The organism is Bacillus sp. AFS088145, from assembly GCF_002564465.1.
Classification (GTDB): domain Bacteria; phylum Bacillota; class Bacilli; order Bacillales; family Bacillaceae_G; genus Gottfriedia.
Genome location: NZ_NUUX01000029.1, coordinates 1 through 25,360 on the forward strand (window position 1 = coordinate 1; position 25,360 = coordinate 25,360).

Sequence of the window (25,360 nt, forward strand, 5' to 3'; positions counted from 1 at the left end):
GTTCACTTCGTCGCGTCATTAGCGACTTTTTCATGTTAACATTCTCAGAAGAGCTTGTCAACATTTTTTTAATTCTTTTTTCTTTCGACGCCGTTATCTCTTGGCGACATAGAATAATATAACATCGATAAATCACAGCGTCAATACTTTTTAAAAGTTTTTTTCAAAAAAGATGAAACTCTTTTCTAAAAAGAATACACATGTATTTGGATATATAAATATTAAGTCATAATACTTTAATACAAACAAACTGAATACACTTAAAAAAGTAAAATGAAAGGATCCTATCATTAGCATATTTTACAATAGCATCCAACCGATTTGAGAGAGGTGTAAATAATGAATGGTTTCGTATTGTTTTCAAAGCAACATAATATTACATTATTAATCATTCTCCTCCTTCTTATCTGTTTGTTTTACTTCAGAAATTTAATAAACAATAAGAAAAAAGTAGATTTATTCCTCCGCACTCTATTAATCGTCCCAATGCTTACAGTTGAATTTCTATTATATGGATGGCTTATTAAAACGAACCAGTGGGATTGGGGCGATTCATTACCTCTCCAACTATGCGATATAAGTATGTATCTATGCTGTTATACACTCATTACAAGAAATTATAAAGTTTATGAGATTATCTATTTTTGGGGATTAGCTGGGGCTATCCAAGCCGTACTTACTCCAGATATTAAATATAGCTTTCCTCATTTTAAATATATACAATTTTTCACTACTCACGGAGGAATCATTATTTCTATTTGTTATATGACATTTATCTTTGGATATACTCCAACTCTCCGTTCATTATTAAAGTCCTTCCTCTATATAATTTTATTGGCTATACCTATTTACTTACTGGATTATGTCATAAAAGGAAACTACCTATTTTTAAGAGCTAAACCAGCTGGAGCAAACTTGCTAGACTTTTTTGGGCAATGGCCATATTACTTAATTGTATTAGGCTTAATTCTTATCCCCTATTTTTTGATTTTATATCTCCCAATTCATTTTTCTAACAAAAAGCATCAGATAAACCAGGTACCATCCGATCATACTATCAATTAATTAATGTGAGAATGTCATGTATTTACCTTAAATTCAAAATTCATTAATTTCATTAAATAAGTTCGAATTGTTTTCCATGTTAGCACTAACATTTCCTATCTCATTTATGCTATATTTACAATGAATGGGGTGGACAAAGTGGCAAAAAAGAAAAGTAGTAAAATTAATAATATAAGAACGTTTGCACTTTCATTATTATTTATTGGCTTCATCATTATGTATGGTGGTGTATTTTTCAGAGAGCATAAGATTGTCATGACTATATTTATGCTTGTAGGATTTTTAGCTATTATTGGTAGTACAGTTGTTTATTTTTGGATCGGAATGCTGTCTACAAAAACAATTCAAGTCATCTGTCCGAATTGTAACAAAACGACTAAAATGCTTGGTAAAGTTGACATCTGTATGTATTGTAATGAGCCACTTACATTAGATCCTTCATTAGAAGGAAAAGAATTTAATGAAAAATATAATAGCAAACGAGATGTTAAACAATAGCATAATAAATAAAGCACATTACAATTATGTAATGTGCTTTATTATGATAATGTTTTTTCTTTACATTTAGGACAAATACCGTATACTTCCATTCTATGATTGGTTACTTCAAATCCCGTTTCCTTTTCAACATAAAGATTGATTCCTTCTAATCCGTCGTAATGAAAGTCATTCATTTCACCACATTTTTCACAAATAATATGATAATGATCAGTTGTTATATAATCAAAACGACTAGAAGAATCACCAAAGTTTAATTCTTTAACCATTCCTACTTCACGTAATACTCTGAGATTATTGTAAACTGTTGCCACACTCATATTTGGAAATTTTCCCTCAAGTGCTTTATAGATTTCATCAGCAGTTGGATGTGTTCCACTTCCTATTAAATATTCTATAATTGCATGCCTCTGAGGTGTAATACGTACGCCGCTATTCTTTAAATGTAAAATTGCATCTTGAATATTTTCCTTATGCAACGCCGCTCTCCCCGTTTCTATAAAATAGTTCCAAAATTAATTACTTATTATTAGTTTATTCAACTGCAAGAATATTTGTCAACTTTTTGAGAATTTCTTAAAAAAATTAGCCACTGCTTATATTCCATCTACCAAAACAAAAAAAATGTGCGAGAATTCTCTCGCACTTCAATATGCTATCATCTGAGGAGGTATGCCCTATACTTCAATATATTCTCTAAAGCAATATAGGTATAGACGAAAAGCTCGATTATTTTAGATAAAACGATTCTTTCTCAAAAAAACTTAACATAAATCAAGTTAATTAACCCAAATAGTTTGTACAATTTTAAGATCGACTAATTACACTATAAACATCTTCAACGTGATTCTTAACTCTAACCTTTTGCCATACATTTTCGATACAACCTTCTTCATCAATTAAAAATGTTGTACGTTCTATCCCCATATATTCCTTACCAAAATTATTCTTTAATTTCCATACATCATATAACTTTGCAACTTCAGTTGTTTCGTCTGAAAGTAATAAAAATGGTAGCTGATGTTTTTCTATAAATTTTTCATGTCTTTTTATAGGATCAGGACTTATTCCTAAAATGACAGTTCCACTATTCATAAACCTTTCATATGAATCTCTAAAGTCACAAGCTTCCGTAGTACAACCTGGTGTCATATCCTTTGGGTAAAAATAAAGAACTACTTTCTTACCTCTAAAGTCTGATAAAGTTACATCTTCTCCATTACTTGCTGGTAAAGTAAATTCCGGTGCTTTGATTCCAATTTCAACAGTCATAATAATCTCCTTAATCATAAATATTAACGTTCTTCTTTAAATACTTGTAAAACAAAAGCCGCTGGCATCGTATAACCGATGAGCGCTTCAACCATAGCAACCCATCTTCCGATCCCCACTGGTACAATATCCCCGTAGCCTACAGACAAAAGGGTGATTGCGCTAAAATATAAGCATAACCCCATTATATTGTAATTAGTCCCTTCAATAGGAATAGAATGCTCAATTAAAATTGGATGTGGCCCTCGCTCTAATATAAAATACACTGCGCTAAAGCCTATAAGTACCGTTCCATATATTAAAAATAAAAGAATGTAATTATTAATTGAAATAAGACTTTTATTGACTTTTGTAGTTGAAGTATTCCATAAATACACTAGACTATACAAAATCGCAAAGATAGAAATAAAAAAGAAAAAAGCAGTTCCCATTCCAATCACCTCATTTCAATTTATGAAACAAGCTATTGAAATAGAATACTGCTTAGTTACCCGCACCTTTATATTTTTTTACACCTTGATTCCAAATTAGAACAGATATAACAAAAACAACTAATCCCATAACAGGCGTTAAGAATGAATAGACATACCATTCGCTTCTACGTAGAAAATACGCAGCCGGATAAACACCAACAAATGCAAATGGTAAAATCCATGTTAATACAAAGCGAATGATTGGATGATAAATATTAATCGGATAACGACCATAGTTTCCTATATTATACATTAACGGCATAATAGACGTCCTTGCATCTGACCAAAAACCGATACTTGCTAATGCGATAAAGATTCCAGCATAAACAAACATTCCACCAAAAGCCATTAATAGAAATAAAAATGGATCATACCAAGTGATTGAAAGTCCTAATTTAAAACCTGCATAGATCATAATAATCAATCCAGTAATAGCACCTAGTAACGATTCTAACTCCATTTTCTCTAATACTACTTGAAAAAGACTATGAATTGGTCGAGTTAAAATACGATCAAACTCTCCCTTTACAATGTAACGATCATTAAAATCCCATATATTAAAAAAAGAACCAAAAAGAGCAAACGGAACTAAAAAGAAACCATATATGAATACAATTTCGTCTCGGTTCCATCCTTCAATAAGTGAAGTATGATTGAAAACTAATAATATAAAAATTAAATTTACAGCCTGAGCCATCAAATCTGATAAAAATGATAAAAAGAAGTTTGCTCTATATTGTAATTTCGTTTTTAAATATTGACCTGAATATTGAAGAAATATATTTAAATAAAACATTCTTTAACCTCCTTGTATAACAAGATGCTTTTTAGCTTTATACCATATAAGAGTAATAGGGATGCATAAAATAATGATCCAAATTACTTGAAATAAAAGGCCTCTTAAAATCAATTCACCTTTTATGCCTTGAGCAAAAATCATACTAGGAATATAGCTGATTCCTTGAAATGGTAAGTACTTCATTACATCTTGTGCCCAAACCGGAAAGAATGTGATTGGAATCGTTAAGCCTGAAAATAAATCAATGATGACACGTTTAGCTTGAATAAATCCCATATTATTTTGAAGGAAGAATGCCATTAAACCTGTTAATAAATTCAATTGTGTATTAATTGCAAAACTGAAAATCGAAGCAATTAAAAATAAACCTAAAGTTTTTAAATTAAATGAAACATCTAAACGAAAAATTAAAGTAACTATAATAAAGCCTGGAATTGAAAAGAAAAAGAATCTGAAAATCCCCTCACCTAACCCTTGCATCACTTTAGTAAGTAAATAGTTATAAGGTCTAATAAGTTCTATTGCTACTTTACCTTCTACAATTTCTTCAGCAATTTCACGGTCAAGATTATTAAAATAAAACGCCCTTGCCATCCAAGCAATTGCTACATAAGTAGTCATCTGGTTAACTGAAACACCTTGAATTGATCCTTGGTGACCATAGATCGCTTTCCATAAAAAGAAATAAGCACCTATATTAATTGTATAAATAACAATCCCGGTGTAATAATTTGTACGATATGCTAACATCATTAAAAAACGGATTCGAATGATTTCAATATACTTACTCATTACTAATACCTTCTTGGTAGATATTTCGTATAATTTCTTCTGTAGAAATTTCTAACATCTTCATATCTTTTACGGGATTTGATTGAACTACTTTTGCAATAATCATAGAGATAAGTGTTTCATCATTCGGTAATGTAACACTCCAAATATTTTCACCTTCTTCTTCTTTCCATTTTACATCAGTTCGTCCGATTAATTCATTTAATGTAGTATGATTTACTGGCTTAATAAACTGGAATTGAATTTCTTTCTCTTCGCCCCATTGCCCTTTTAACTGTTCAAGTTTTCCATCATAAATGATTTTTCCTTCATCTAACATAACTACACGATCACATAATGCCTCTATATCAGAAATATCATGGGTTGTTAAAAGAATTGTTGTGCCATATTTTTGGTTTAACTCTTTTAAAAACTCGCGAATTTTTAATTTTACTAATACATCTAATCCGATTGTTGGCTCATCTAAAAATAATAAAGGTGGATTATGAATTAACGCAGCTGCTAATTCACATCTCATTCTTTGACCTAAAGATAACTTTCTTACAGGTTGATCTAATAAAGGCTCAATATCCAAAGTCTTTATGATATAACCCATATGTTCTTCATATTGCTTATCTGGTATTTGATAAACCTTTTTTAGTAATCGAAATGATTCTTGTACTGCAATATCCCACCATAATTGAGATCTTTGTCCAAATACGACACCTATTGATTTTACAAAACGCTCTCGATCCTTTTGAGGGTGGAAACCATTAACTGTCACATCTCCAGAAGTAGGCGTTAGTATTCCCGTCAACATTTTAATTGTAGTCGACTTGCCTGCACCATTCTCCCCGATATAAGCCATCATTTCACCTTTTTTTACAGAAAAGCTTATATTATTAACGGCTGTTTTTGTTCTATAGTTTCTTGTAAACAAATCTCTAAATGCACCTTTTACACCTGAGCGACTCAAGAAAGTTTTAAATTCTTTGTGTAAGCTTTGAACTTCAATTATGTTTTCCATAAGACTGCCTCCATTTTTTATTCCGTCGCTTAGTGTATTTGAAATACGAACTAAGTACAATAAAAAAGTACTAAAAAGTAGTTTCCAATTTTTTTCGGACTATTTTTGTGAAAAATATAGATTCTACAAAATGTTCAAATTTCTTTTCAACTTGTAAAGGCTTACATTTACCACGCGCTAAAATTTCGTGCTAAAATGTAATTTAACCACATAAATAATGTAAAGATGCCGGTTAAATTCTTTCATTTTTTTATCAATAATGGGAGGTACTCCATGAATAATCAAAATTCAATTGAAATACATAATGAAGCTTTAGAACACATCGTTGGAGGAGTAAACAGTCCTTCAAGATCGTTTAAAGCAGTTGGTGGCGGAGCTCCTGTCACAATGAAGCGTGCAAAAGGCGCATATTTTTGGGATGTTGATGGCAATCAATATATAGATTATTTAGCAGCATACGGTCCTATAATCACTGGCCACGCTCACCCACATATTACAGCTGCAATCACAAAAGCAGCAGAAAATGGTGTCCTTTACGGTACTCCTCATGAACTTGAAGTACAATTTGCCAAAATGCTAAAAGAAGCGATTCCTAGTATGGATAAAGTCAGATTTACAAATTCAGGTACTGAGTCCGTAATGACAACTATTCGTGTAGCGAGAGCATACACTGGTCGTACTAAAATCGTTAAATTTGCTGGGTGCTATCATGGTCATTCAGATTTAGTACTTGTTGCTGCAGGTTCTGGCCCATCTACTCTTGGTACTCCTGATTCCGCTGGTGTACCACAAAGCATAGCTAATGAAGTGATTACAGTCCCATTTAATGACCCCACAGCATATGCAGAAACAATGGAAAAATGGGGTCATGAAGTAGCTGGTGTACTTGTTGAGCCAATCGTCGGTAACTTCGGAATCGTTGAACCGCAAGAAGGATTCCTAGAAGCTGTAAATGAAATTACGCACAATCATGGTGCATTAGTCATTTATGATGAAGTAATTACTGCCTTCAGATTTATGTATGGAGGAGCACAAAACTTATTAGGAATTGAACCAGACTTAACAGCTCTTGGTAAGATTATAGGCGGTGGATTACCGATCGGAGCTTATGGTGGTAAAAAAGAAATTATGGAAACAGTTGCCCCACTTGGTCCTGCATATCAAGCTGGTACGATGGCAGGTAATCCAGCATCAATCGCAGCTGGTATTGCATGTCTTGAAGTATTACAACAAGAAGGTGTCTATGAAGAATTAGATCGTCTAGGTGCTATTCTTGAAAAAGGTATTCAAGAAAAAGCAGATGAGCACAACATCCATATAAAAATTAACCGCTTAAAAGGTGCTTTAACTGTCTATTTCAACGTTGACGAAGTAACGAATTATGAAGAAGCAAAAGAATCAGATGGAGAAGTTTTCGGTAGATTTTTTAAACTTCTTTTAGAAGAAGGTATTAATCTAGCACCATCAAAATATGAAGCTTGGTTCTTAACTACAGCTCATACTGAACAAGATGTTCATCAAACTATTAACGCTGTTGGGAACGCGTTCCTAAAATTATCTACGATTAAACTATGATATATCTGAGGTCACTACAACTTGAAGTGACCTCTATTCATACATAGTTAATTCTGAATAATCAATTTTTTTACCATAAAATAGGAGGTAGTTAAATGAAATTTCAAACGAAAACAGAATGGTCACCAGGTTTATTTAGAGATTATTACAATAACGAACATGATGCATGTGGAATCGTTGCCTTTATCAATCGTTCGATAACTCAAACAAGAGATACGATCGATATTGCTGCAAAAAGTTTACGAAAGATGAATCATCGAGCGGGATTTACGAACGGTGAAGGTGATGGTGTAGGAATTCAGACTGACATCCCTACTCTGCTTTGGCAAGAAAAACTTACATCTGTAGGAATTAGTCCAGAAGTTGTTTCACACCCTTCATTTACAGTGGGACATTTCTTCTTAGATGAAAAATCAGAAATACAAACATTGCTCCAAATTTTTGAAGAAAATGGTTATGAAACTTTATATCATAGTTGTAATCAAACCTTTACATCAGCACTTGGTCCGATCGCTCAAGCAGTAGAACCTGAGTTCTTACAAGTAGCTTTACTCCCAATTAAAAATCACCAAAGTACCACTCTGTTTGATTTAACAAATATTATTAGCAAAAAAACAAATGTAACTGTTGTCTCTCTCAGTCAATCAACTTGTGTTTATAAAGTAATGGGAACAATCGATACTTTATTGTCATACTATTCAGATTTACAGCAGCCTAATTTTCAATCATCTGTTGTTGTCGGTCATAATCGCTACTCAACAAACACATCTTCTTCGTTTTCAAGAGTTCAACCATTTAGCATGCTAGCACATAATGGCGAAATTAATACAATCGAACAATTAAGAATTGAAGCAAAACAAATTGGCGCAAATATTAAGCATGGAAATAGTGATTCACAAGATGTAAATATTACACTTGAGACGCTTATTCATAAATATAACTACTCTTTGAAAGAAGCAATGGAACTGTTATTCCCACCTGTACCTGCAGAATATGAAGCAGATCCAGAAGTAAACTCCATTTACAATACGATTCGAAGTACATTCGGTCCATATTGTCAAGGTCCCGCTGGTGTACTTACAAGAGAAGGAAATGAATTTGTTGCTAGTGTGGACGCTTTAGGTTTACGTCCTGTTTGGTTACTTGAAACAAATGATTATTATGTATTTTCATCCGAGCAAGGCATCCTTTCTCCAGAAGTATTTATATCTGAGCCACATGCTCTTTCGCCTGGAGAAAAAGTCGGTATTAATTTATTAAAAGACCGTGCTCAACTATTAACACACCGTGAATTAACGCATTTCGTTACAACGAAATTAAACGAAAAATTAACAATGAATCTAGCAAATAAAGAAGCAAGTTCAGCTGATTACGTTGAACATTCACCCCCTTCAATTCATCCGTTTGAATATGGAGCTTTTGGATGGCAAAAGGAACAAATCCAATTAGTTGAACAAATGGCAGAAAAAGGTGCAGAACCTATTCGTTCATTAGGGCATGACGCACCACTAGCATGTTTAGATGAAGCTAGAAAAAATCTTTCTGACTTTATGAAAGAAACAGTTGCAGTAGTAACGAACCCTGCGATCGATCGTGATCGTGAAACAGAGCATTTCTCTATTTCTGTCATATTAGGAAAAAGGCCATCCATTACAAAGAAAGATTCAGGCATTGTTCTACAACTCCCTTCTCCGATATTAGGTGATGGTTTTGTAGGAAATACGTTAAAAGCTAGTCGTCAACAAATTTCGTATGAAGAAATTCTAAATCTATATCAATTAGAAAATAAACTTCATACAATTCAAAGTACATTTTCTAATTTACCTTTAGAAGAAACGTTGTCCCAATATAAATACGAAGCAGTAGAAGCTGTAAAAAATGGTGCAGAATGTATTGTTATTACCGATGATGAAGCTCATAAAAATAATCAATACTGGATTGACCCGGCTCTTATTACAGCAATAATCCATAATGGACTTGTGAATGCTAAATTAAGAAGAAACTGTTCGATTGTCTTAAAGACAGCTGCAGTCCGTAATCTTCACGATTTAATGGTAATGAAAGGTTTAGGAGCGGATGCAATTAATCCTCATTTCCTTTTTGGAACAATTTCAGAATTGGATGCTCCTGAAAAAATAGTAAAACTTTATGATGTTTTAAATAAAGGTATCGAAAAAGTTATTTCAACAATAGGTATGCATGAGCTACGAGGCTATGCAAAAATGTTCAGTAGTATTGGATTACAAGAAGATATCGCTTCGTCTTTAGGCGTTATAAATTTCTTCGGTGATCAAACCGTTTCTGGATTCAAATTATTAGAGGCTGATTCTAAAAAACGTTCTGAAGATTACAACGCAAATAACGCAGCTATGCCAAAATCTTTCCACGTATTCCCTCGAATTTGGAAAGCTATTGGAGAAACGGCACAAACAGGTAGTTATGAAACATACCGTCAAAAATTAAATCAAATTGAAGAAGAACGACCAACTACAGTACGTCATGCGCTTTCTTTAGTGGAAAGTAGTAAACCAGTTGATTCAAGTCAGGTTTCATTAGAAATAGGTACTCACTCACTACCATTTATTATCAGTTCAATGTCATTCGGATCTCAAAATGAAGTTGCTTTTAGAGCATATGCTGAAGGTGCAAATCGACTGAATATGATTAGCTTAAATGGTGAAGGTGGAGAAATCCAAGATATGATTGGAAAATATCCTAACACTCGTGGACAGCAGATTGCTTCAGGTCGATTCGGAGTTAATGCTAATTTACTTCACTCATCTAACTTAATTGAAATTAAAATCGGTCAAGGTGCAAAACCTGGTGAAGGTGGTCATTTACCTGCTTCAAAGGTAACCCAAAAAATTGCGGAAACGAGAAATGCAACACTTGGTTCTGATTTAATTTCACCTTCAAATAATCATGATATTTATTCAATTGAAGATTTAGCTCAAATGATTAGTGAAATTAAAGCTGTTAATCCAAAAGCAAAAGTTGCTGTAAAAGTCCCTGTTGTTCCTAATATCGGCACAATTGCTGTTGGTATTGCAAAAGCGGGTGCAAACTTTATCAATATTAGCGGTTTTGATGGAGGTACTGGTGCTGCCCGTGTTCATGCACTTCAAAATGTAGGTTTACCAGTTGAAATTGGTGTTCGTGCAGCTCACAATGCACTACTAGAATCTGGTTTACGTAATTCTGTCGAGATTTGGGCTGATGGCGGAATGAAAAGCGTAAATGATGTAGTAAAAATGATGATTTTAGGTGCAAACCGTATAGGATTTGGAACTTTATCAATGATTGCAATCGGTTGTACGACATGTCGTGGTTGTCATTTAGATACATGCCACGTTGGTATTGCAACACAAATCGAATCAGAAATTGAAGCAATGCGTCACGGTTTACGAAAATTCACACCTAGACAACTAGAAACAGCAGTAACAAATTTAGTACAATTCTTCACTGCATTCAAAGATGAATTGCAAGTGATTGTTGGTTCATTAGGAGTAAAAAATGCTCAAGAGCTTGTTGGTAAAACTGAATTCTTAAAACAAACAAGATTTTTAGATACGCTAAGTTTAACTAATTTATTATCTACTAATAAAATTGAGGATAAAGAATATGTACTTTCGAATGGAGAATCTGCTAAAGTACTTCAAAGTAATGACGTTGGAGTTTATGCAAAGGTTGACAATGAATATCGCCATGCCGGCAGTTTACTAATCCATGACCTAGTAGTAAAAAAACAAACGCAAGGTGGAGCTTCCCCTGTCGAGATTAGCTTCGAGGATCAATCCATTCCTGGAAATGGCTTAGGAACCTATACAGTAGAAGATTATTCTGTATTCGTTCAAGGCGGAGCTCAAGATGGTGTAGCAAAAACTGCTTTTGGTGGAACGATTTTTATTAGTAAAGCTTTAGGTGCTAACGGACAATACTTTGGTGGTTCTGTCGGAAAATGCTTTGCGTATGGAGCACAAAAAGGACAATTCTTTATCCAAGGTAACGCTGACTCGCGAGCAGGCATTCGTTTATCAGGAGCAGATGTTGTAATTGGTGGCCGTAATCAACCTAGCCAACCTATTTCACAGAAAACTCGCCTTGGTGCAAAAGCAAATATAAACGGTTTTGCTTTTGAATATATGACTGGTGGTCGTGCAGTTGTTCTAGGAGATCCAGGTCCATGGATGTGTGCTGGTATGACTGGCGGAGTAATTTATGTTCGAAATTCATCTGAATTAGGCCTTACTAAGGAAGCTTACAAAAATCGAATCGCAAAAGGTGCAAGTGTAAGTATTGTACCCGTCGATCAAACTGGTAAAAACGATCTAAATGAATTGTTAGAGAAATATATATCACTTTTAACTCAGCATAATCAACATGACGAAGCTGTATTTGTTCAAAGTTTATTAGACGACATTGAACAAAACTTCTTACAAATTAAACCTAAAAAAGAACAAGCGGATCCGTCTGTTTCAACTGAATGATTTTATAAAAAAGAAGCGAAATATTTCGCTTCTTTTTTCATAGTTCTACCACCTTATTTAACAGTAAAGCCCTTTCATTTTTAAGTTCGAAATCTTTTAATTTAACTAATAATTTAATCTTTTTCCTCATTCATATAATTAACAAAATTTCTTAAAAAATTGTATTGATAATGCGTGTAGTTCATTGTATAGTTACAGGATGTTACATGAGAAAATAATAAAAGTTACTTTAAATTGAAGAAATTTTGAAAAACACTCGATGTAATAAATAGTAGTTTAGTAGTAATATAGTTAAACGTTCATATTTCATTACAAGCTTTAAGCTAGACAAACAAAAAGGAGTAATACAATGAGATTAGGAGCGCGTGTTCTAAAAACTGGTATAGCTATTACGCTCGCCATTTATAGCGCGATGTTTTTTGATTTATCAACAGCTTCGATTGCAGGTATCTCTGCTATTTCGGCATTAAAATCATCAGTAAACCAATCATATAAAACGTTAATTGAACAACTTCAAGCTAACTTGATTGGTGCGATACTGGCAATTATTGCAGTGATTACGCTAGGGAATAATCCGGTAATTATAGGATTTACATGTATTCTCGTGATTCTCATTACATTAAAACTAAAACTCGAAAATACAATTGCTACAACATTAGTTACTGTAGTCGTTATTATGGAAGTAAGTACAAGTACCGAACACTTTGCCATTTTTACTTTCGATCGTATTTTGGCAGTAACAATTGGTGTTTTAGCTGCATCATTTGTAAATATTTTCTTAATGCCACCAAATTATGAAAAAAAATTATCTCGTGGCATGATTTCGATTACTGAACAAACAAATAAATTAATGATGATGGCTCTACACAAAACTGTTAGCCATAATGGTTTAAAAGATGAAATTTATTCATTAAAAGAAATCATGAGAAATGTTACGAAAATATATCGCTTATACAAAGAAGACCGAATCATTCTTGTTGGTCGTAAGAAAAAAGAGCATGAAAAAGCTCGTAAAATCGTATTGTTTAGACAAATGCTTGTCACAGCCGATAACGCATTTGATACGTTAAAAGCTTTAAACCGATTAGAATATGAAATTAACGCATCTCCGAAAGAGTTCCAAGATTTAGTAAAAAATGAACTTACATGCTTAATGCAATTTCACGAACATGCTTTAATGAAATTAATCGGAAAAGTAAACTTTGATCAAACTGCTCCACTTCATAAAGAAGAAAATATCTTAAAAGATAAATTAACAAAGGCATTCTTGGACCACCATGATCTTAATGACGAAGAAAAACAAAAAACATGGTTACATTTATTCCAAGTAGTATCTGCCATTTTAGAATATAGCGAAAATGTTCAACATTTAAATACACTCGTTGATAGCCATCAAACTTATCACAAAGAATACCAAGTTCAAGTTGAACAGGTTGAAACAATGTAAAAGCCTCCGAATTGTGGAGGCTTTTTGTTTTGGAAAGATGTAAGTAGGGTATCTCGACAGCGTTCTTTATTTGATGCAGAAATTTTCAATCCTTGCCATAGATAATTAGCCGATTTTTGATCGATTGGAAAGAAATTAGGGCAATATTGCTATTTTCCCTACAGAGAGTATCTATTTTCGAGCGATCATTCCGTTAAAATACGTTAACCGGTATGGGTAATACTTTATCTTATTTGCGATTCTTGGATTTTAATTGTAGTTTTGCTGATTTTATTTGCGGTTCTCGAATATTAATTGCACTTCTGCCAATTTTATTTGCGATTTTCGAATTTTATTTGCAGTTTGCTATTTATTTGCACACTTAATTCACTTATTTGCGTTCTCCTCATTTGTGGTCTTCTCAAACTTATTTGCAGCAGATTAATTAGTCGGTACTCTTCTCCTTACAAACCGTATTTACACTTACTTCTTCAAATAAAAAAGCACAAAGAATTTCTTTGTGCTAATCCTCTATACCGAACTCGAGCTAGTTTCTAAATTTTGAATTTCAAACAAATGATAGTAAGCTTCTTTTTTAGCCATTAATTCCTCATGAGAACCAATTTCGACAATATGACCCTGATCAATATAAACGATTTTATCTACATGTGTAATAGTAGATAATCTATGTGCAATAAATATTGTTGTACGGTTCATTGCTAGTTCATGAATCGCGTCTTGGATATACCTTTCATTTTCTAAATCAAGAGCTGAAGTAGCTTCATCAAATATTAGAATAGAAGGATTTCTTAAAAATACACGGGCAATTGCTACACGTTGTTTTTGACCACCAGAAAGCTTTACTCCTCTTTCCCCAACAAGCGTGTCATATCCATCTGGTAAACTCATGATAAAATCATGTGCATTTGCTGCTTTAGCAGCTGCAATAATTTCTTCTTCACTAGCACTCGGATTTCCATAACGAATGTTCGATTTTACCGTATCACTAAATAGAAAATTGTCTTGCAAAACGATACCGATTTTTTCACGCATACTTTTTAAATCAAAATCCCTTATGTCGACACCGTCAATTTTTATAGACCCTTTTGTTACGTCATAAAAACGTGGTATTAAACTAACTAACGAAGACTTTCCACCACCGCTCGATCCAACCAATGCAATCTTTTGACCTGGTTCAATTTGAAAAGTTACATCTTGAATGACCTCATCATCAACAGCATTATATTGAAAAGATACGTGATTAAAGTGTATTTGACCATCTAACTTCTTTGCATAAATTGGATTATCCCGATTAACGATGTCATACTTTTCATCCATTAATTCAAAGACACGATCCATCGACGCAAACGATTGTGTCAATGCTGTTGAAGAATTAGCTAATCTTCTAAGTGGATCATATAAACGATCAATATAGCCAACGAATGCTACCATCTCACCAAGTGTTAAATGACCATGTATGACTTGATATGCAGAAAAACCGATTATTAATAATGGGCCAATATCAGTTAATGTATTAATAATTGTAAACGTTCTCGCATTCCAGCCTGTATGTTTTAGAGCCCGATCTAAAAACTCCCCATTTTTTGCTTTAAATAGTCCGCTTTCATAATCTTCCAAGGCAAAACTACGTGTTACTTGCATCCCCTGAATTCTTTCTGTTAAGAACCCTTGTAAAACAGCTAAAGCTTGAGATCTTTGACGAGTCAAAAATCGAAGTCGACCGAAAAAGTACTTTACTGCTAATGTATAAAATGGCAAAACGATTAATGATACAAGCGTTAACTTTACATCCATTGTTAACATGATTGTAACTGTGATTAAGATTGTAATTAAATCTAACCAAACATTCATTAACCCGGTAATAACAAAGTCTTTAGTAGATTCAACATCATTTATTACTCGTGAAATGACTTCACCTGTTTTTGCATTAGCATAATATCTTAAGCTGAGTTTTTGTAAATGTTTAAATAAATGATCTCTAATATCAAATAAAATTCGACTACCGATATATTGAGCATAATACTGTCTGAAATACTCAATAGGTGGTCTTACAATAACAAAAATGCCAAATGCAATTAGCATGATGTAAATAAGTTGTGAGCTTTTAGTTGCAATTGGTATTGATGAATTAATGATATTATCCACTACATATTTTAATAAAAACGGTAATATCAATGGGATTCCAAATTTAACGATACCGATCGCAATCGTTAAAAAAATATGAAATCGATATGGTTTAACAAATTTTAAATAACGTTTAATACTTCCCATATTTTCATCCTTTCATATCATTCAAAAAGAAACTGTTGAGCAATCTTTTTGAGATGATTGATTCTCAAAAAGACTAAGTCCGCTCAACAGTTTCGATTAATCACGATACATTAAGAATCGTTCATACCAATTATCAATAAAATCGGTAGCAAACGGCCCTTTTCGTTGATGAATTAATTCCTTTAAATAACCTAAGTTCTTTTTTAAGATTGGGTCAATAATAGGAGGATAATTCATTATTTGTCGATGATTCTCATATTCATCTTCATCTAACAGCACGTAAGTCATGTCTGGAAAAACTTTAATATCTAGATCATAGTCAATATACTTAATGGCACCATCTTCAAAGACGAATGGTGAGCTAATATTACAGTAATAATAAACTCCATCTTCTCTAATCATTCCAATGACATTAAACCAATAATCCATATCAAAGTAACAAATTGCTGGCTCTCGTGTAACCCATGTTCTACCGTCCGATTCAGTTACAAGCGTGCGATCATTTGCGCCAATTACTAACTGCTGCGTCCCTTTTAAAATGGTTGTCTCTTCCCATATACGATGAATATGTCCATTATGTTTGTAACTATGTATCTGTATTTTTTCTCCTGGTTTGGGAACGTTCATTTTTTCTCCCTTCTTTCTAGTGTGGACGCATTTCAACACTTTATTTATACTTTACACTTCTATTATAACTAGTTCTTATCCATTTTTAAACAAAAGGGAGTTTAATTTGGTAAAATGCCCCATTGTTTTTTTATTTTAATGCAATTTTCCTCTCATCTGAGAAAGATTTAATAATTTGCTGTGTTTGTATTAAAAAGGTGTCTTGGATAGCTTTTAATTCAGATCTCATTATATGTATTTCATCTTGGATAGAAGACAATTTTGACAAATCCTCTAATTCAAATAGTTGGTTTTCAATTTCTTGACATCGTTCAATTTCTTCTTGAATCTTTATTAACTGATCCATTGTTTCAAGCTGACGACTTACCAATTCATCGAATAATTGCATACCATTCACCATCCTTATTTCATTATTACACTATTTCTTGAAAACTAACATAATCCCTTTGACTACATTTGACGATATTTGACTATTGAGAAGAAATTAATAATTCTATGTGGATTTAAAATGTTGGACTTAAATTTCACGTAGGTAAAAGAGCACCCTTAATATAAGGGTGCTCTTTTTGAACGTTCTTTATAACAACTAGACTGCATGATCTCTCATCAGACAGGAAGATGAATATAGAAAGTAAATTACTTTACTCACTAACTCTCATCAACAGCGCACTTCTAGTAATGTTCTCTTTAGTTAATTATTGTTGGTTTTGTTGTCCAAAGTTGCCAGAAGAAGATCTTTGTGCAGATTTTGCATTAGCTTCTCTTACAGCTTGAACATCAGTTTCACTTGCAAACTCTTGTCCAAAACTTTGGTTTTGTTGTCCAAAGTTTTTAGAAGCAGCTTTTTGAGTAGATTGTGCATTAGCTCCTCTAACTGCTTGAACATCAGTTTCACTTGAAAACTCTTGCCCAAAACTTTGGTTTTGTTGTTTAACTTTTCCAATGTTAGTTCCAGATGCTGTTTTTCCAGCATTGAATTGATTGTTGTTGTTGTTCATGATTTATCACCTCCACGAATAATATGATGTCCATTAGTCGGAGTAATATGTAAAAAACTTTACTTTATTTTTTTGTTTAATGAACTGTTCGAGTGGAAAACTATGAGAAGAAATTATGAGGAGGTTTTTTATGTACGTTGGCAGAGATCTTTCAGAATTATCAATGACTCCAAAAACTCAGTGGAAAGATAGTGAATTGGAATACTATCATCATTCATTTCAGCAAATTACTGGTTATTTAAATATTGAAGGTAGCACAATGCAAAAAGAAATAATAAAAGAAATTGAATCACGTGGTGGTCTTCATAGAAATGAAGCAGACTGGACTAGTGGTACTCGCCCTACTTTTGACTGAAGTGACTCCTAAATCACAAAAACCCCAACTCTTTGTTGGGGTTCTTTGTTTCATTACTGAAGCTTTTCGATTTGTTGATAAATTTTTTGATGAACTACCGGAAACGGGAGCTCTTTACACTCATCTAATGTTACCCATTTCTGATTACTTGATAAACTACCTTCATTTATTGCTTTTCCAACATATACTTCCATTTTCCATACAAGATGTGAAAAAACATGCTCAATATTAAATTGATAAGATAACCCTTCAACAACTAATTGAGATTCTTGATTTAAGAAAAAGCTAAGTGTATCACTTTTAGATAACATCGTTGATTGTAATTCAGCAGTTGGAAACTCCCACATATTAGCAAGTAATCCACTAGAAGGTCTTTGCTGAATTAAATATTGATTATTTATATTCTTAATGACACCAACTGCTAAATTAATTGGTTTTGGTGCCTTCTTTTTACTTTTTATAGGTAAATCAGTCACAACTCCAGTTTCAAAAGCTAAACATTGTTCTCTCACAGGACATAGTAAACATGCAGGATTTGTTGGTGTACAAATTAATGCACCAAGCTCCATTAAACCTTGATTAAATGCAGACGGATCTTCATGACTAATTAAAGCTCTTACAGCTTGTTCAAAAATTTTTCGATTTTTAGGTACACCAATGTCTTCCCAAATTGTTAATATTCTAGATAATACCCTCATTACATTTCCATCAACCGCTGGCTCTGGTTTACCGTATGCAATACTAAGGATCGCTCCAGCAGTATATGGTCCTACACCTTTTAATTTGCTTATTAATTCTGGCGTATCTGGTACTTTCCCTGAATACTCTTCATGGACTTCACGTACAGCCGATTGCAAATTTCTAGCTCTAGAATAATAACCAAGTCCTTCCCATGCTTTTAGTACTTTTTCTTCTTCGGCATTAGCCAAGTCAGCAATAGTAGGGAAATTTTGCATAAACTTATTATAAAAAGGGATTACTGTATCTACACGTGTTTGTTGAAGCATTATTTCTGAAACCCATACTCGATATGGGTCTTTATTCTTTCTCCAAGGTAAATCTCTCTGTTCTGCTAAAAACCAATTAACTAAATTATTTTTAAAGTCATTTTTGGGGAAAACTTCTAATGTCGTATTTAAATCATTATTCATAACTTATACCTTTCTCTAACATCTATATGTTTTTGTTAATAGTCAATACTATAAAATTTAAAAGGGTAAGTAAAGGGAGGAACTAAATGGATACTGGTACTCATCTTGTAATGGGATTTACACTTGGCGGATTAGCAACCCTGAGTCCAATTGTCCTAAATGACCCACATTTGACAAACTCAATCTTATTAACAACAATCATCGGATCACAATTACCAGACAGTGACACGATATTAAAATTAAGAAATAACGCAAAATATTTAAAACATCATCGTGGAATTACGCATTCAATTCCAGCAGTCATTTTATGGACATTATCACTTTCTGCACTTATGACATTATTTAACAATAGAGAACACTTTGGACTCTATTTATTCTGGTCCTTCCTAGCAGTAAGTGTACACGTATTTGTTGATTTATTTAATGCCTACGGAACCCAAGCACTAAGGCCTTTTTCAAAACGCTGGATTGCTTTTGGCATCATAAACACTTTCGATCCAATTATTTTTGCAATCCATTTAGTTGGAGTTCCATTTGTTATTTTTCATTTTAGAGCCGGTCCGATCTGTGTCATGCTCTATTTCATTATGATTTTTTACTATGCGTTTAGATATCGACAAAAACAAATCGTGATTCAAACAGTCACAAAAAAATTACCGGATGTAAAACGTGTCTATGTTTCACCTTCTATAAAATACACTCATTATCATATTGTAGCAAGTACAGATTCTCATCATTACGTTGGCAAAATAAAGAAAAGAATCTTTAAAATCCACGACGTATTTAAAAGAATCCCGTTACCAGTAATTGAAGACGTAAAAGCAGCCTTTAAGGATGAAAACGTTAAATCATTCCTTGCATTTTCTCCGGTTTATATTTGGGAATTGATTGGACATGACGACCACAAAGAATTAAGACTAATCGATCTAAGGTACAGGACCGAAACCTACTACCCATTTGTTGCAGTAGTCAAATTTGACTACGAACATAATATTATCAGTTCATTCACAGGCTGGATCTTTAGTGAGAAAAAATTACAGAAAAAACTAAAAGCGGAATCTTGAAAAACCCAAAAATAACCCTTAGCAATTTTTTGCTAAGGGTTATTTAATTAGTGAAGAAGATTATCCTTTTCTTTCGTTTCTATAATTTCTAAACCTGGTGGCTTTGCAATTTTTATATCTGTTTCATGCAAATATTTTCCATATTGGAAAATAAATTGTTGAACAACTTTTTTAGACATTTGTTCTCCATGATATTCTCCAGCTTTAGCATAAGTTGCTTCAAAATCTTCCCATAGCCATTCAACCCAAATTTTTGCTTGTGAGTATGTTAAATGACTATTTTCTTTTAGTAATAGCTCAGTTAATTGCTCTAAATATTTCTCCATATAATTACACCTTCCAATTTTTAAACATTTATTATCATCATATCTAAATTCAAAATGGTCATCATATTGATGATGGTTCATTTCATCAATAAGTTTTTAATCACTAGGGGGTTTTTTTAATGACAACAAAAAGCGAACGTTTTTCAAAACAAAAGCATGATATGGCTATTGATGGTAATATAGATTACAAATCACAAAATGCTTCTATCCGTCCAAATGGGAGCATTAATACAAATCCACAAGATCGTATGGCAAAAAGTAATCGTGATGAATAGAAATTTAACCAGGGGTTTTACATCCCTGGTTTCTTTAATAATGCGATTGGGATTCCTATTTCTTCTTCACTAGTGCTTTTATGGCCCCAAGCAAAGATACCATTCATATATGTGATCATAAATAATACACCAGGTTCTTCAATTAATTCATATTGCTCGCCAGGAATAAATTGACTTGCGTCTAATAAATATGATTGAGCCATCGTTTTTTTACGAAGTATAACTTCAAGTTCATTGATCATATCCATTTGTTCAGCTTTTCTAGCTTGATGATTCAAATTGCTGATTTCTTGAACTAATTCATCTTTCGTTAAGTCACTATATCGTTTTGGAATTTCCATTTTAAGTCTCCTCTAAATCATTTAGATATTTTTATTATATCAAGCTAATAACAGACAACCAATTAATTTAGTTTCAGACTGTCGACAAACGCTCGCCTTTCTGCAGTGCTCATTTTCTGTCTAGGGTAACTTCGCGCCTCGACAGACAAGCGCTTGCAATCAGTCTTTCAAATCAATTTTTTTGAACATTGTCTATATACTCAATTAATTTAGTATTCTTCCTCTTCTAAAATTAAAATTGCTTTTTCAATTAAATCAATTGGGAAACCTTTTCGAAATAATACTGTTTTCATTTTTTGATTATATTCCCAACCACTTAATTTTTCATATTTCTTTTTCGCTTTTCTAGCATGTATTAATAGAGCTTGTAATTCTTCATCTTCTTCACTTTCATATTGTGTTTCTTCAATTGCAATCGAAGTGATGTTTGCAGAATATCCTTTTCTTCTCAAAAGTTCTTCAAGCTTTGCCTTTTTTTGATTTGTTGAGTACTTCGAAAGTGCAGAAACTTTTTTTTGGCAGAGTGAAATAGCATGTTGAATTTGTTTATCTTTTGAAAATAAAATTAAGCTTTTCTCTATTACAGAATTGTGAATCCCTTTTGCTAGTAATTCATTCTTAATGATTGTTGGACCTTTCAATGTCGTATTAATAGACGTACGGACATAACTTTCAGCGTATTTTTCCTCATTAATATACCCTTCTTCTACAAGTCGGATAATTGTAGTTTGTATTGTATCAATTAAGAACTCTTGCTTTGTTAAATATTGTTCTATTTCTTTTTTTGTTCTCATCATTCGAGATAAGTAAACAATGCTAGAAAGATATGCCTTTCTAAGTTGATCGGCATTTAATATCTCTTCTAGTTCAAATGGCTCAAATGATTGACCTTTTTTTATGTTAAATTTAACAAGAGTATCAGCGTCTATACTAAACGAATACTCTTCACCATTACCACTATCTGTATAAATATTAAATCGTTCTTTATTTAATTTTTGAACTTGAATTTTCGTAATTATAGACATAATTTACCTCAAAAGAAATTTTGTTTTTATGTACACATAAAAATAATAATATCATATTATGAATTAAGGAGATGCGTGGATGAAGATTCTTCTTACAGGCGGTACAGGGTTTATTGGATCTCAATTAATAAATGAATTTATCCGACATGAATTTCAATGTTACATTGTCACAAGAAATATAAGAACATCATCTAATCCATTTATTACTTATATTAATTGGGATCAATTAACCTCGAATTCTTTTGGGGAGTCAATTGATGTAGTCATTAATTTAGCTGGTGAATCAATAAACAGCGGTAGGTGGACTAAACAATTAAAAGACAAAATTCTACAAAGTCGTATAAAATCAACAAATATTCTAATTACTTGGTTTGAAAGACAAGCCCATCGTCCAAACCTTTTTATTAATGCTAGCGCAATAGGGTTTTATGGAACCTCCGGGTCAATAACTTTTAATGAACATGACAAGCCTATTTCAAATGATTTTTTAGCATCAACTGTAAGAGAATGGGAAACTGTTGCCAGAAAAGCTGAAGAACTAGGAATTCGGACTATACTCGCTAGATTTGGTCTTGTTTTAGGGTTAAATGGTGGAGCACTTCCAAAAATGATTTTGCCTTATAAACTATTTATTGGTGGTCCAATCGGAAAAGGTAACCAGTGGATATCTTGGATTCATGAGAAGGATGTTGTTGGACTAATACTTCATTCAATAAAAAATACCGAAATTAGAGGGCCAATCAATTTAGTGTCACCAAATCCAGTAACAATGAATGAGTTTAGCAAATCCCTTTCAGCAGCTTTACATCGACCAAATATATTGAAAGTTCCAAATTTTGCCCTTCAATTATTACTAGGTGAAATGAGTATGCTAGTTTTAGAAGGTCAAAAAGTTATGCCTTCTAAAGCCATTCAAACTAATTATAACTTTCAATTCCCATCTTTAAAAGAAGCTTTACTGTTAACTTTAAATTAGTATTTGAAAGGATTTATCATGAATCTATTATTTAAAAATGCAACCATTTTCCCTATTACATCTCAAGTTTTATATAACCATGACCTGTTAATTGAAAATGGGAAAATTAAAGAAATTGCACCTGAGATTTTTTCGATTGAAGATCAAACAATTGTCATAGAATGTGCAGGAAAACCGCTTTTTCCGGGTTTTATTGATGTACACACTCACCTAGGACTATATGACGAAGGAACTGGTTGGGCTGGAAATGACGCGAATGAAACAATTGAAGTATTGACTCCACATATTCGATCAATGGATGGAATATTGCCACTTGATGTTGCATTTACTGATGCAATCCAACATGGAATTACAACAGCTCATATTATGCCTGGTAGTGGAAATGTAATTGGTGGAACAACTTGTACAATTAAAACATATGGTAAAAGTGTCGATAAAATGATTATTCAAGAACCGTCTGGATTGAAAATCGCTTTTGGTGAAAATCCAAAAAGAACTCACAGTAACGGGAATAAAGAATCAATTACTAGAATGGGTATTATGGGAATGCTTCGTGAAGCATTCTATGAAGCTAAAAACTCGCATAACCCAGATGACTTTCGAATTTTACCAATTATTAAAGCTTTAAATAGAGAAATTCCAGTACGAATTCATGCTCATCGTGCAGATGATATTTTATCAGCTTTACGTTTTGGCGAAGAATTTAACTTAGATATACGAATTGAACATTGTACAGAAGGTCATTTAATTATTGACCATCTAAAGGATCGAAACCTTCAAGTATCTGTTGGTCCTACATTAACTAGACGTTCAAAAATCGAATTAAAAAATAAATCCTGGACTACATACAAAGCTCTTGCTGATATTGGGGTAAGTGTTTCAATTACAACTGACCATCCTTATACGCCAATTCAGTATTTAAATGTATGTGCAGCTATCGCAGTTCGCGAAGGTTTACCTGAGCTCGAAGCACTAAAAGCAATTACGATTAATCCAGCAAAAAATCTTAATTTATCTCATAGAATTGGTAGCTTAGAAATTGGTAAAGATGGTGATGTAGTATTATGGTCCCATCATCCGTTTCATTATATGGCTAAACCATTACTCACTGTCATAGATGGTAGAATTGTGTATAAAAATATCGAATAATTTTAGTTTGCAATTTGAACAAAATCGTTTATTATAGTATAGTAAGAACGTTTGCGGTAAATTAAATAGAAAGTGTGAAAACACTTTTCTTATATAGTATTTTAACGGGAAAGGCAAATGGTGAGCCACCAGTAAATCGCTGGTCCTAGTGGGTTCGATTCCCACCCCGAAATTTTAGGGTGCATTAAAAAATTATTCTTAATTTATTCATATTTAATGCACTTCACAGGACTTTAAATTTTATTGTTTAGTCCTCACAAAAATTTCGCGGGTGGCGTAACCTTCTTTCGCTACCCTTATTATGAGGAGGAGTAGAGATGCTGAAACAGCGAGATTTACAAGATTGTTCTGTACTTTTTGAACTTATGGTGCATCATGATGTCTTTCCCTTTGTGCGTCATAAAGCAAATTCGTACGAAGAATTTCTATTTATCACAAAGCAGGCAATCGAACTAGAAGAACAAGGAAAAATGATATCAAGAACAATCTTAGATGAGTGGGGTAACCCTATTGGTAACATTTCTTTACATGATATTGAAGATGGATATGGCTTTTTAGGAACGTGGTTAGGCAAACCTTTTCACGGAATGGGTTATAACAAACCAGCAAAAGACGCTTTCTTCCATGAGTTATTTCACGATTTAGGAATCAACTCTATTTTTATGCGTATTCGTAAAGTTAATAAACGCTCTTTTTATGCTGCAAGTAAACTACCATACGCATCATTAGCAAATGAATCACGTAAATGTTTATATGATGAAATTAATCAAAATGAAGAAATTTACGATTTATTTGAAATTACCAAAGACAATTATTTATTGCATACAATGCGTGAAGATTACCAACAACATGAAGTTACGCATTTAAAAGAAGCATAATTTAGTATATCAGCCACAAAAAATGGAGAGACTTACTAAGGATTTTATAACTTAGCGAGGTGTTTTTTGTGGATAAACGAAAAGATAAAACGAGACGTAATTTAAGTTCTACTCAAGAAGTATTATATGCAAAGGAATTTAAGAAAGCTGATCGTGCTGCAGGTTATACTAATTTTAATGGAGTAGGCAAATAATTTTATTCAAAAAGGCTTTCTTAGGAAGCCTTTTTTGTTTTTCTAGAATAACTTTATAAACAGTAATACTCCGTATAAACAACTTTCAAAATTTACAATATCTTATTTAATTTTCACTTGATTCAATAATATAAACAGATGACGGTCTAACATAATATTCCTTACTAAGTTTTTCTTTTATTCGATGCATTTCATCTTCAATTTTTTCTCCTCGAACAAAAGATCCCCCTTCGATTCCATTCTGATCATCTAGTAAAACATACCAAGAAAAACGAAACTCCTTCATAAAAATTCACCCTTTAAAATAAGAAACTAT

The 25,360-nt window shown here is 32.8% G+C and carries 26 protein-coding genes and 2 pseudogenes; 12 read left to right on the forward strand and 16 right to left on the reverse strand.

What is annotated here, in order from left to right; genetic code table 11:
* Positions 1 to 339 precede the first annotated feature (339 nt).
* Together COI44_RS17960 and COI44_RS17965 are read left to right on the forward strand one after the other, a co-directional pair.
* Positions 340 to 1,065, forward strand: coding sequence for a YwaF family protein (locus COI44_RS17960; RefSeq protein ID WP_098429160.1), 726 nt, complete (start codon positions 340 to 342; stop codon positions 1,063 to 1,065).
* A 138-nt stretch (positions 1,066 to 1,203) separates the two neighbouring features.
* Complete coding sequence (locus tag COI44_RS17965; protein WP_098429161.1) at positions 1,204 to 1,563, forward strand: YgzB family protein; 360 nt, start codon at positions 1,204 to 1,206, stop codon at positions 1,561 to 1,563.
* Between the two features lie 41 nt (positions 1,564 to 1,604).
* Here COI44_RS17965 and COI44_RS17970 read toward each other — a convergent pair whose 3' ends face one another.
* The 7 genes and pseudogenes from COI44_RS17970 to COI44_RS17995 all read right to left on the reverse strand — a co-directional run.
* Positions 1,605 to 2,042 (reverse strand): Fur family transcriptional regulator, encoded by a 438-nt coding sequence (locus COI44_RS17970; protein WP_025672070.1) that lies wholly within the window; start codon positions 2,040 to 2,042, stop codon positions 1,605 to 1,607.
* Positions 2,043 to 2,370: 328 nt separating this feature from the next.
* Entirely contained in the window at positions 2,371 to 2,835 is a 465-nt protein-coding gene (bcp, locus tag COI44_RS17975) for a thioredoxin-dependent thiol peroxidase (RefSeq protein WP_097978289.1), read from the reverse strand.
* Positions 2,836 to 2,858: 23 nt separating this feature from the next.
* On the reverse strand, positions 2,859 to 3,266 hold the full coding sequence (locus COI44_RS17980) for a potassium channel family protein (protein ID WP_056468366.1): 408 nt from the start codon (positions 3,264 to 3,266) through the stop codon (positions 2,859 to 2,861).
* A 52-nt stretch (positions 3,267 to 3,318) separates the two neighbouring features.
* A complete protein-coding gene (locus tag COI44_RS17985; protein WP_069035236.1) occupies positions 3,319 to 4,104 on the reverse strand; it encodes an ABC transporter permease in 786 nt (261 codons plus the stop codon).
* A 3-nt stretch (positions 4,105 to 4,107) separates the two neighbouring features.
* Positions 4,108 to 4,899 (reverse strand): ABC transporter permease, encoded by a 792-nt coding sequence (locus COI44_RS17990; RefSeq protein ID WP_098429162.1) that lies wholly within the window; start codon positions 4,897 to 4,899, stop codon positions 4,108 to 4,110.
* Positions 4,892 to 5,029: pseudogene (locus COI44_RS24960) on the reverse strand (daunorubicin ABC transporter ATP-binding protein); the annotation flags it as partial. The gene COI44_RS17990 and the pseudogene COI44_RS24960, both read right to left, overlap by 8 nt.
* Before the next feature lie 86 nt (positions 5,030 to 5,115).
* Positions 5,116 to 5,905 (reverse strand): annotated as a pseudogene (locus tag COI44_RS17995) (ABC transporter ATP-binding protein); the annotation flags it as partial.
* A 273-nt stretch (positions 5,906 to 6,178) separates the two neighbouring features.
* Here COI44_RS17995 and COI44_RS18000 point away from each other — a divergent pair.
* The 3 genes from COI44_RS18000 (at position 6,179) to COI44_RS18010 (ending at position 13,414) form a co-directional block, all read left to right on the forward strand.
* Complete coding sequence (locus COI44_RS18000; RefSeq protein ID WP_098429164.1) at positions 6,179 to 7,480, forward strand: glutamate-1-semialdehyde 2,1-aminomutase; 1,302 nt, start codon at positions 6,179 to 6,181, stop codon at positions 7,478 to 7,480.
* A 95-nt stretch (positions 7,481 to 7,575) separates the two neighbouring features.
* Entirely contained in the window at positions 7,576 to 11,967 is a 4,392-nt protein-coding gene (locus COI44_RS18005) for a glutamate synthase-related protein (protein WP_098429165.1), read from the forward strand.
* 349 nt (positions 11,968 to 12,316) lie between these two features.
* Complete coding sequence (locus tag COI44_RS18010) at positions 12,317 to 13,414, forward strand: FUSC family protein (RefSeq protein WP_098429166.1); 1,098 nt, start codon at positions 12,317 to 12,319, stop codon at positions 13,412 to 13,414.
* Between the two features lie 510 nt (positions 13,415 to 13,924).
* Here COI44_RS18010 and COI44_RS18015 read toward each other — a convergent pair.
* The 4 genes from COI44_RS18015 to COI44_RS18030 all read right to left on the reverse strand — a co-directional run bounded on the left by COI44_RS18015 (position 13,925) and on the right by COI44_RS18030 (position 17,310).
* Positions 13,925 to 15,685 carry an ABC transporter ATP-binding protein gene (locus tag COI44_RS18015; protein ID WP_098429167.1) on the reverse strand — a complete coding sequence of 587 codons (1,761 nt, stop codon included), beginning with the start codon at positions 15,683 to 15,685 and terminating at the stop codon, positions 13,925 to 13,927.
* 96 nt (positions 15,686 to 15,781) lie between these two features.
* On the reverse strand, positions 15,782 to 16,312 hold the full coding sequence (gene ntdP / locus COI44_RS18020; RefSeq protein WP_088014823.1) for a nucleoside tri-diphosphate phosphatase: 531 nt from the start codon (positions 16,310 to 16,312) through the stop codon (positions 15,782 to 15,784).
* 130 nt (positions 16,313 to 16,442) lie between these two features.
* A complete protein-coding gene (locus COI44_RS18025; RefSeq protein ID WP_098429168.1) occupies positions 16,443 to 16,700 on the reverse strand; it encodes a YgaB family protein in 258 nt (85 codons plus the stop codon).
* A gap of 307 nt (positions 16,701 to 17,007) precedes the next feature.
* Positions 17,008 to 17,310: a gamma-type small acid-soluble spore protein gene (locus COI44_RS18030; RefSeq protein WP_098429169.1), complete on the reverse strand. Its 303-nt coding sequence runs from the start codon at positions 17,308 to 17,310 to the stop codon at positions 17,008 to 17,010.
* Positions 17,311 to 17,440: 130 nt separating this feature from the next.
* On the opposite strand from COI44_RS18030, the gene COI44_RS18035 reads away from it, so the two are divergent.
* Positions 17,441 to 17,665: a hypothetical protein gene (locus COI44_RS18035; RefSeq protein WP_098232667.1), complete on the forward strand. Its 225-nt coding sequence runs from the start codon at positions 17,441 to 17,443 to the stop codon at positions 17,663 to 17,665.
* A 53-nt stretch (positions 17,666 to 17,718) separates the two neighbouring features.
* Here the strand turns inward: COI44_RS18035 and mutY are convergent, their stop codons facing one another.
* Positions 17,719 to 18,816 carry an A/G-specific adenine glycosylase gene (gene mutY / locus COI44_RS18040; RefSeq protein ID WP_098429170.1) on the reverse strand — a complete coding sequence of 366 codons (1,098 nt, stop codon included), beginning with the start codon at positions 18,814 to 18,816 and terminating at the stop codon, positions 17,719 to 17,721.
* 86 nt (positions 18,817 to 18,902) lie between these two features.
* Here mutY and COI44_RS18045 point away from each other — a divergent pair, with 86 nt between their 5' ends.
* The gene (locus COI44_RS18045) at positions 18,903 to 19,880 is read left to right on the forward strand and encodes a metal-dependent hydrolase (protein ID WP_098429171.1); all 978 of its coding nucleotides are present in this window, start codon (positions 18,903 to 18,905) and stop codon (positions 19,878 to 19,880) included.
* Positions 19,881 to 19,927: 47 nt separating this feature from the next.
* Here the strand turns inward: COI44_RS18045 and COI44_RS18050 are convergent, their stop codons facing one another.
* Entirely contained in the window at positions 19,928 to 20,206 is a 279-nt protein-coding gene (locus tag COI44_RS18050; RefSeq protein ID WP_088014818.1) for a YfhJ family protein, read from the reverse strand.
* 119 nt (positions 20,207 to 20,325) lie between these two features.
* Here COI44_RS18050 and sspK point away from each other — a divergent pair, with 119 nt between their 5' ends.
* A complete protein-coding gene (gene sspK / locus COI44_RS18055; RefSeq protein WP_082459389.1) occupies positions 20,326 to 20,481 on the forward strand; it encodes a small acid-soluble spore protein K in 156 nt (51 codons plus the stop codon).
* Positions 20,482 to 20,498: 17 nt separating this feature from the next.
* Here sspK and COI44_RS18060 read toward each other — a convergent pair whose 3' ends face one another.
* Positions 20,499 to 20,822 (reverse strand): YfhH family protein, encoded by a 324-nt coding sequence (locus COI44_RS18060; RefSeq protein ID WP_069035247.1) that lies wholly within the window; start codon positions 20,820 to 20,822, stop codon positions 20,499 to 20,501.
* A 209-nt stretch (positions 20,823 to 21,031) separates the two neighbouring features.
* Positions 21,032 to 21,847 carry a recombination regulator RecX gene (recX, locus tag COI44_RS18065; protein ID WP_098429172.1) on the reverse strand — a complete coding sequence of 272 codons (816 nt, stop codon included), beginning with the start codon at positions 21,845 to 21,847 and terminating at the stop codon, positions 21,032 to 21,034.
* Positions 21,848 to 21,926: 79 nt separating this feature from the next.
* Here recX and COI44_RS18070 point away from each other — a divergent pair, with 79 nt between their 5' ends.
* The 4 genes from COI44_RS18070 to COI44_RS18085 all read left to right on the forward strand — a co-directional run bounded on the left by COI44_RS18070 (position 21,927) and on the right by COI44_RS18085 (position 25,044).
* Positions 21,927 to 22,823 carry a TIGR01777 family oxidoreductase gene (locus COI44_RS18070; protein ID WP_098429173.1) on the forward strand — a complete coding sequence of 299 codons (897 nt, stop codon included), beginning with the start codon at positions 21,927 to 21,929 and terminating at the stop codon, positions 22,821 to 22,823.
* Positions 22,824 to 22,841: 18 nt separating this feature from the next.
* Positions 22,842 to 23,972: an amidohydrolase gene (locus tag COI44_RS18075; RefSeq protein WP_098429174.1), complete on the forward strand. Its 1,131-nt coding sequence runs from the start codon at positions 22,842 to 22,844 to the stop codon at positions 23,970 to 23,972.
* Between the two features lie 317 nt (positions 23,973 to 24,289).
* Positions 24,290 to 24,850, forward strand: a complete 561-nt coding sequence (locus COI44_RS18080) for a GNAT family N-acetyltransferase (RefSeq protein WP_098429175.1) — start codon at positions 24,290 to 24,292, stop codon at positions 24,848 to 24,850.
* Between the two features lie 68 nt (positions 24,851 to 24,918).
* The gene (locus COI44_RS18085) at positions 24,919 to 25,044 is read left to right on the forward strand and encodes a YfhE family protein (RefSeq protein WP_098429176.1); all 126 of its coding nucleotides are present in this window, start codon (positions 24,919 to 24,921) and stop codon (positions 25,042 to 25,044) included.
* Between the two features lie 106 nt (positions 25,045 to 25,150).
* Here COI44_RS18085 and COI44_RS18090 read toward each other — a convergent pair whose 3' ends face one another.
* Complete coding sequence (locus COI44_RS18090; RefSeq protein ID WP_098429177.1) at positions 25,151 to 25,330, reverse strand: hypothetical protein; 180 nt, start codon at positions 25,328 to 25,330, stop codon at positions 25,151 to 25,153.
* Between the last annotated feature and the right edge of the window lie 30 nt (positions 25,331 to 25,360).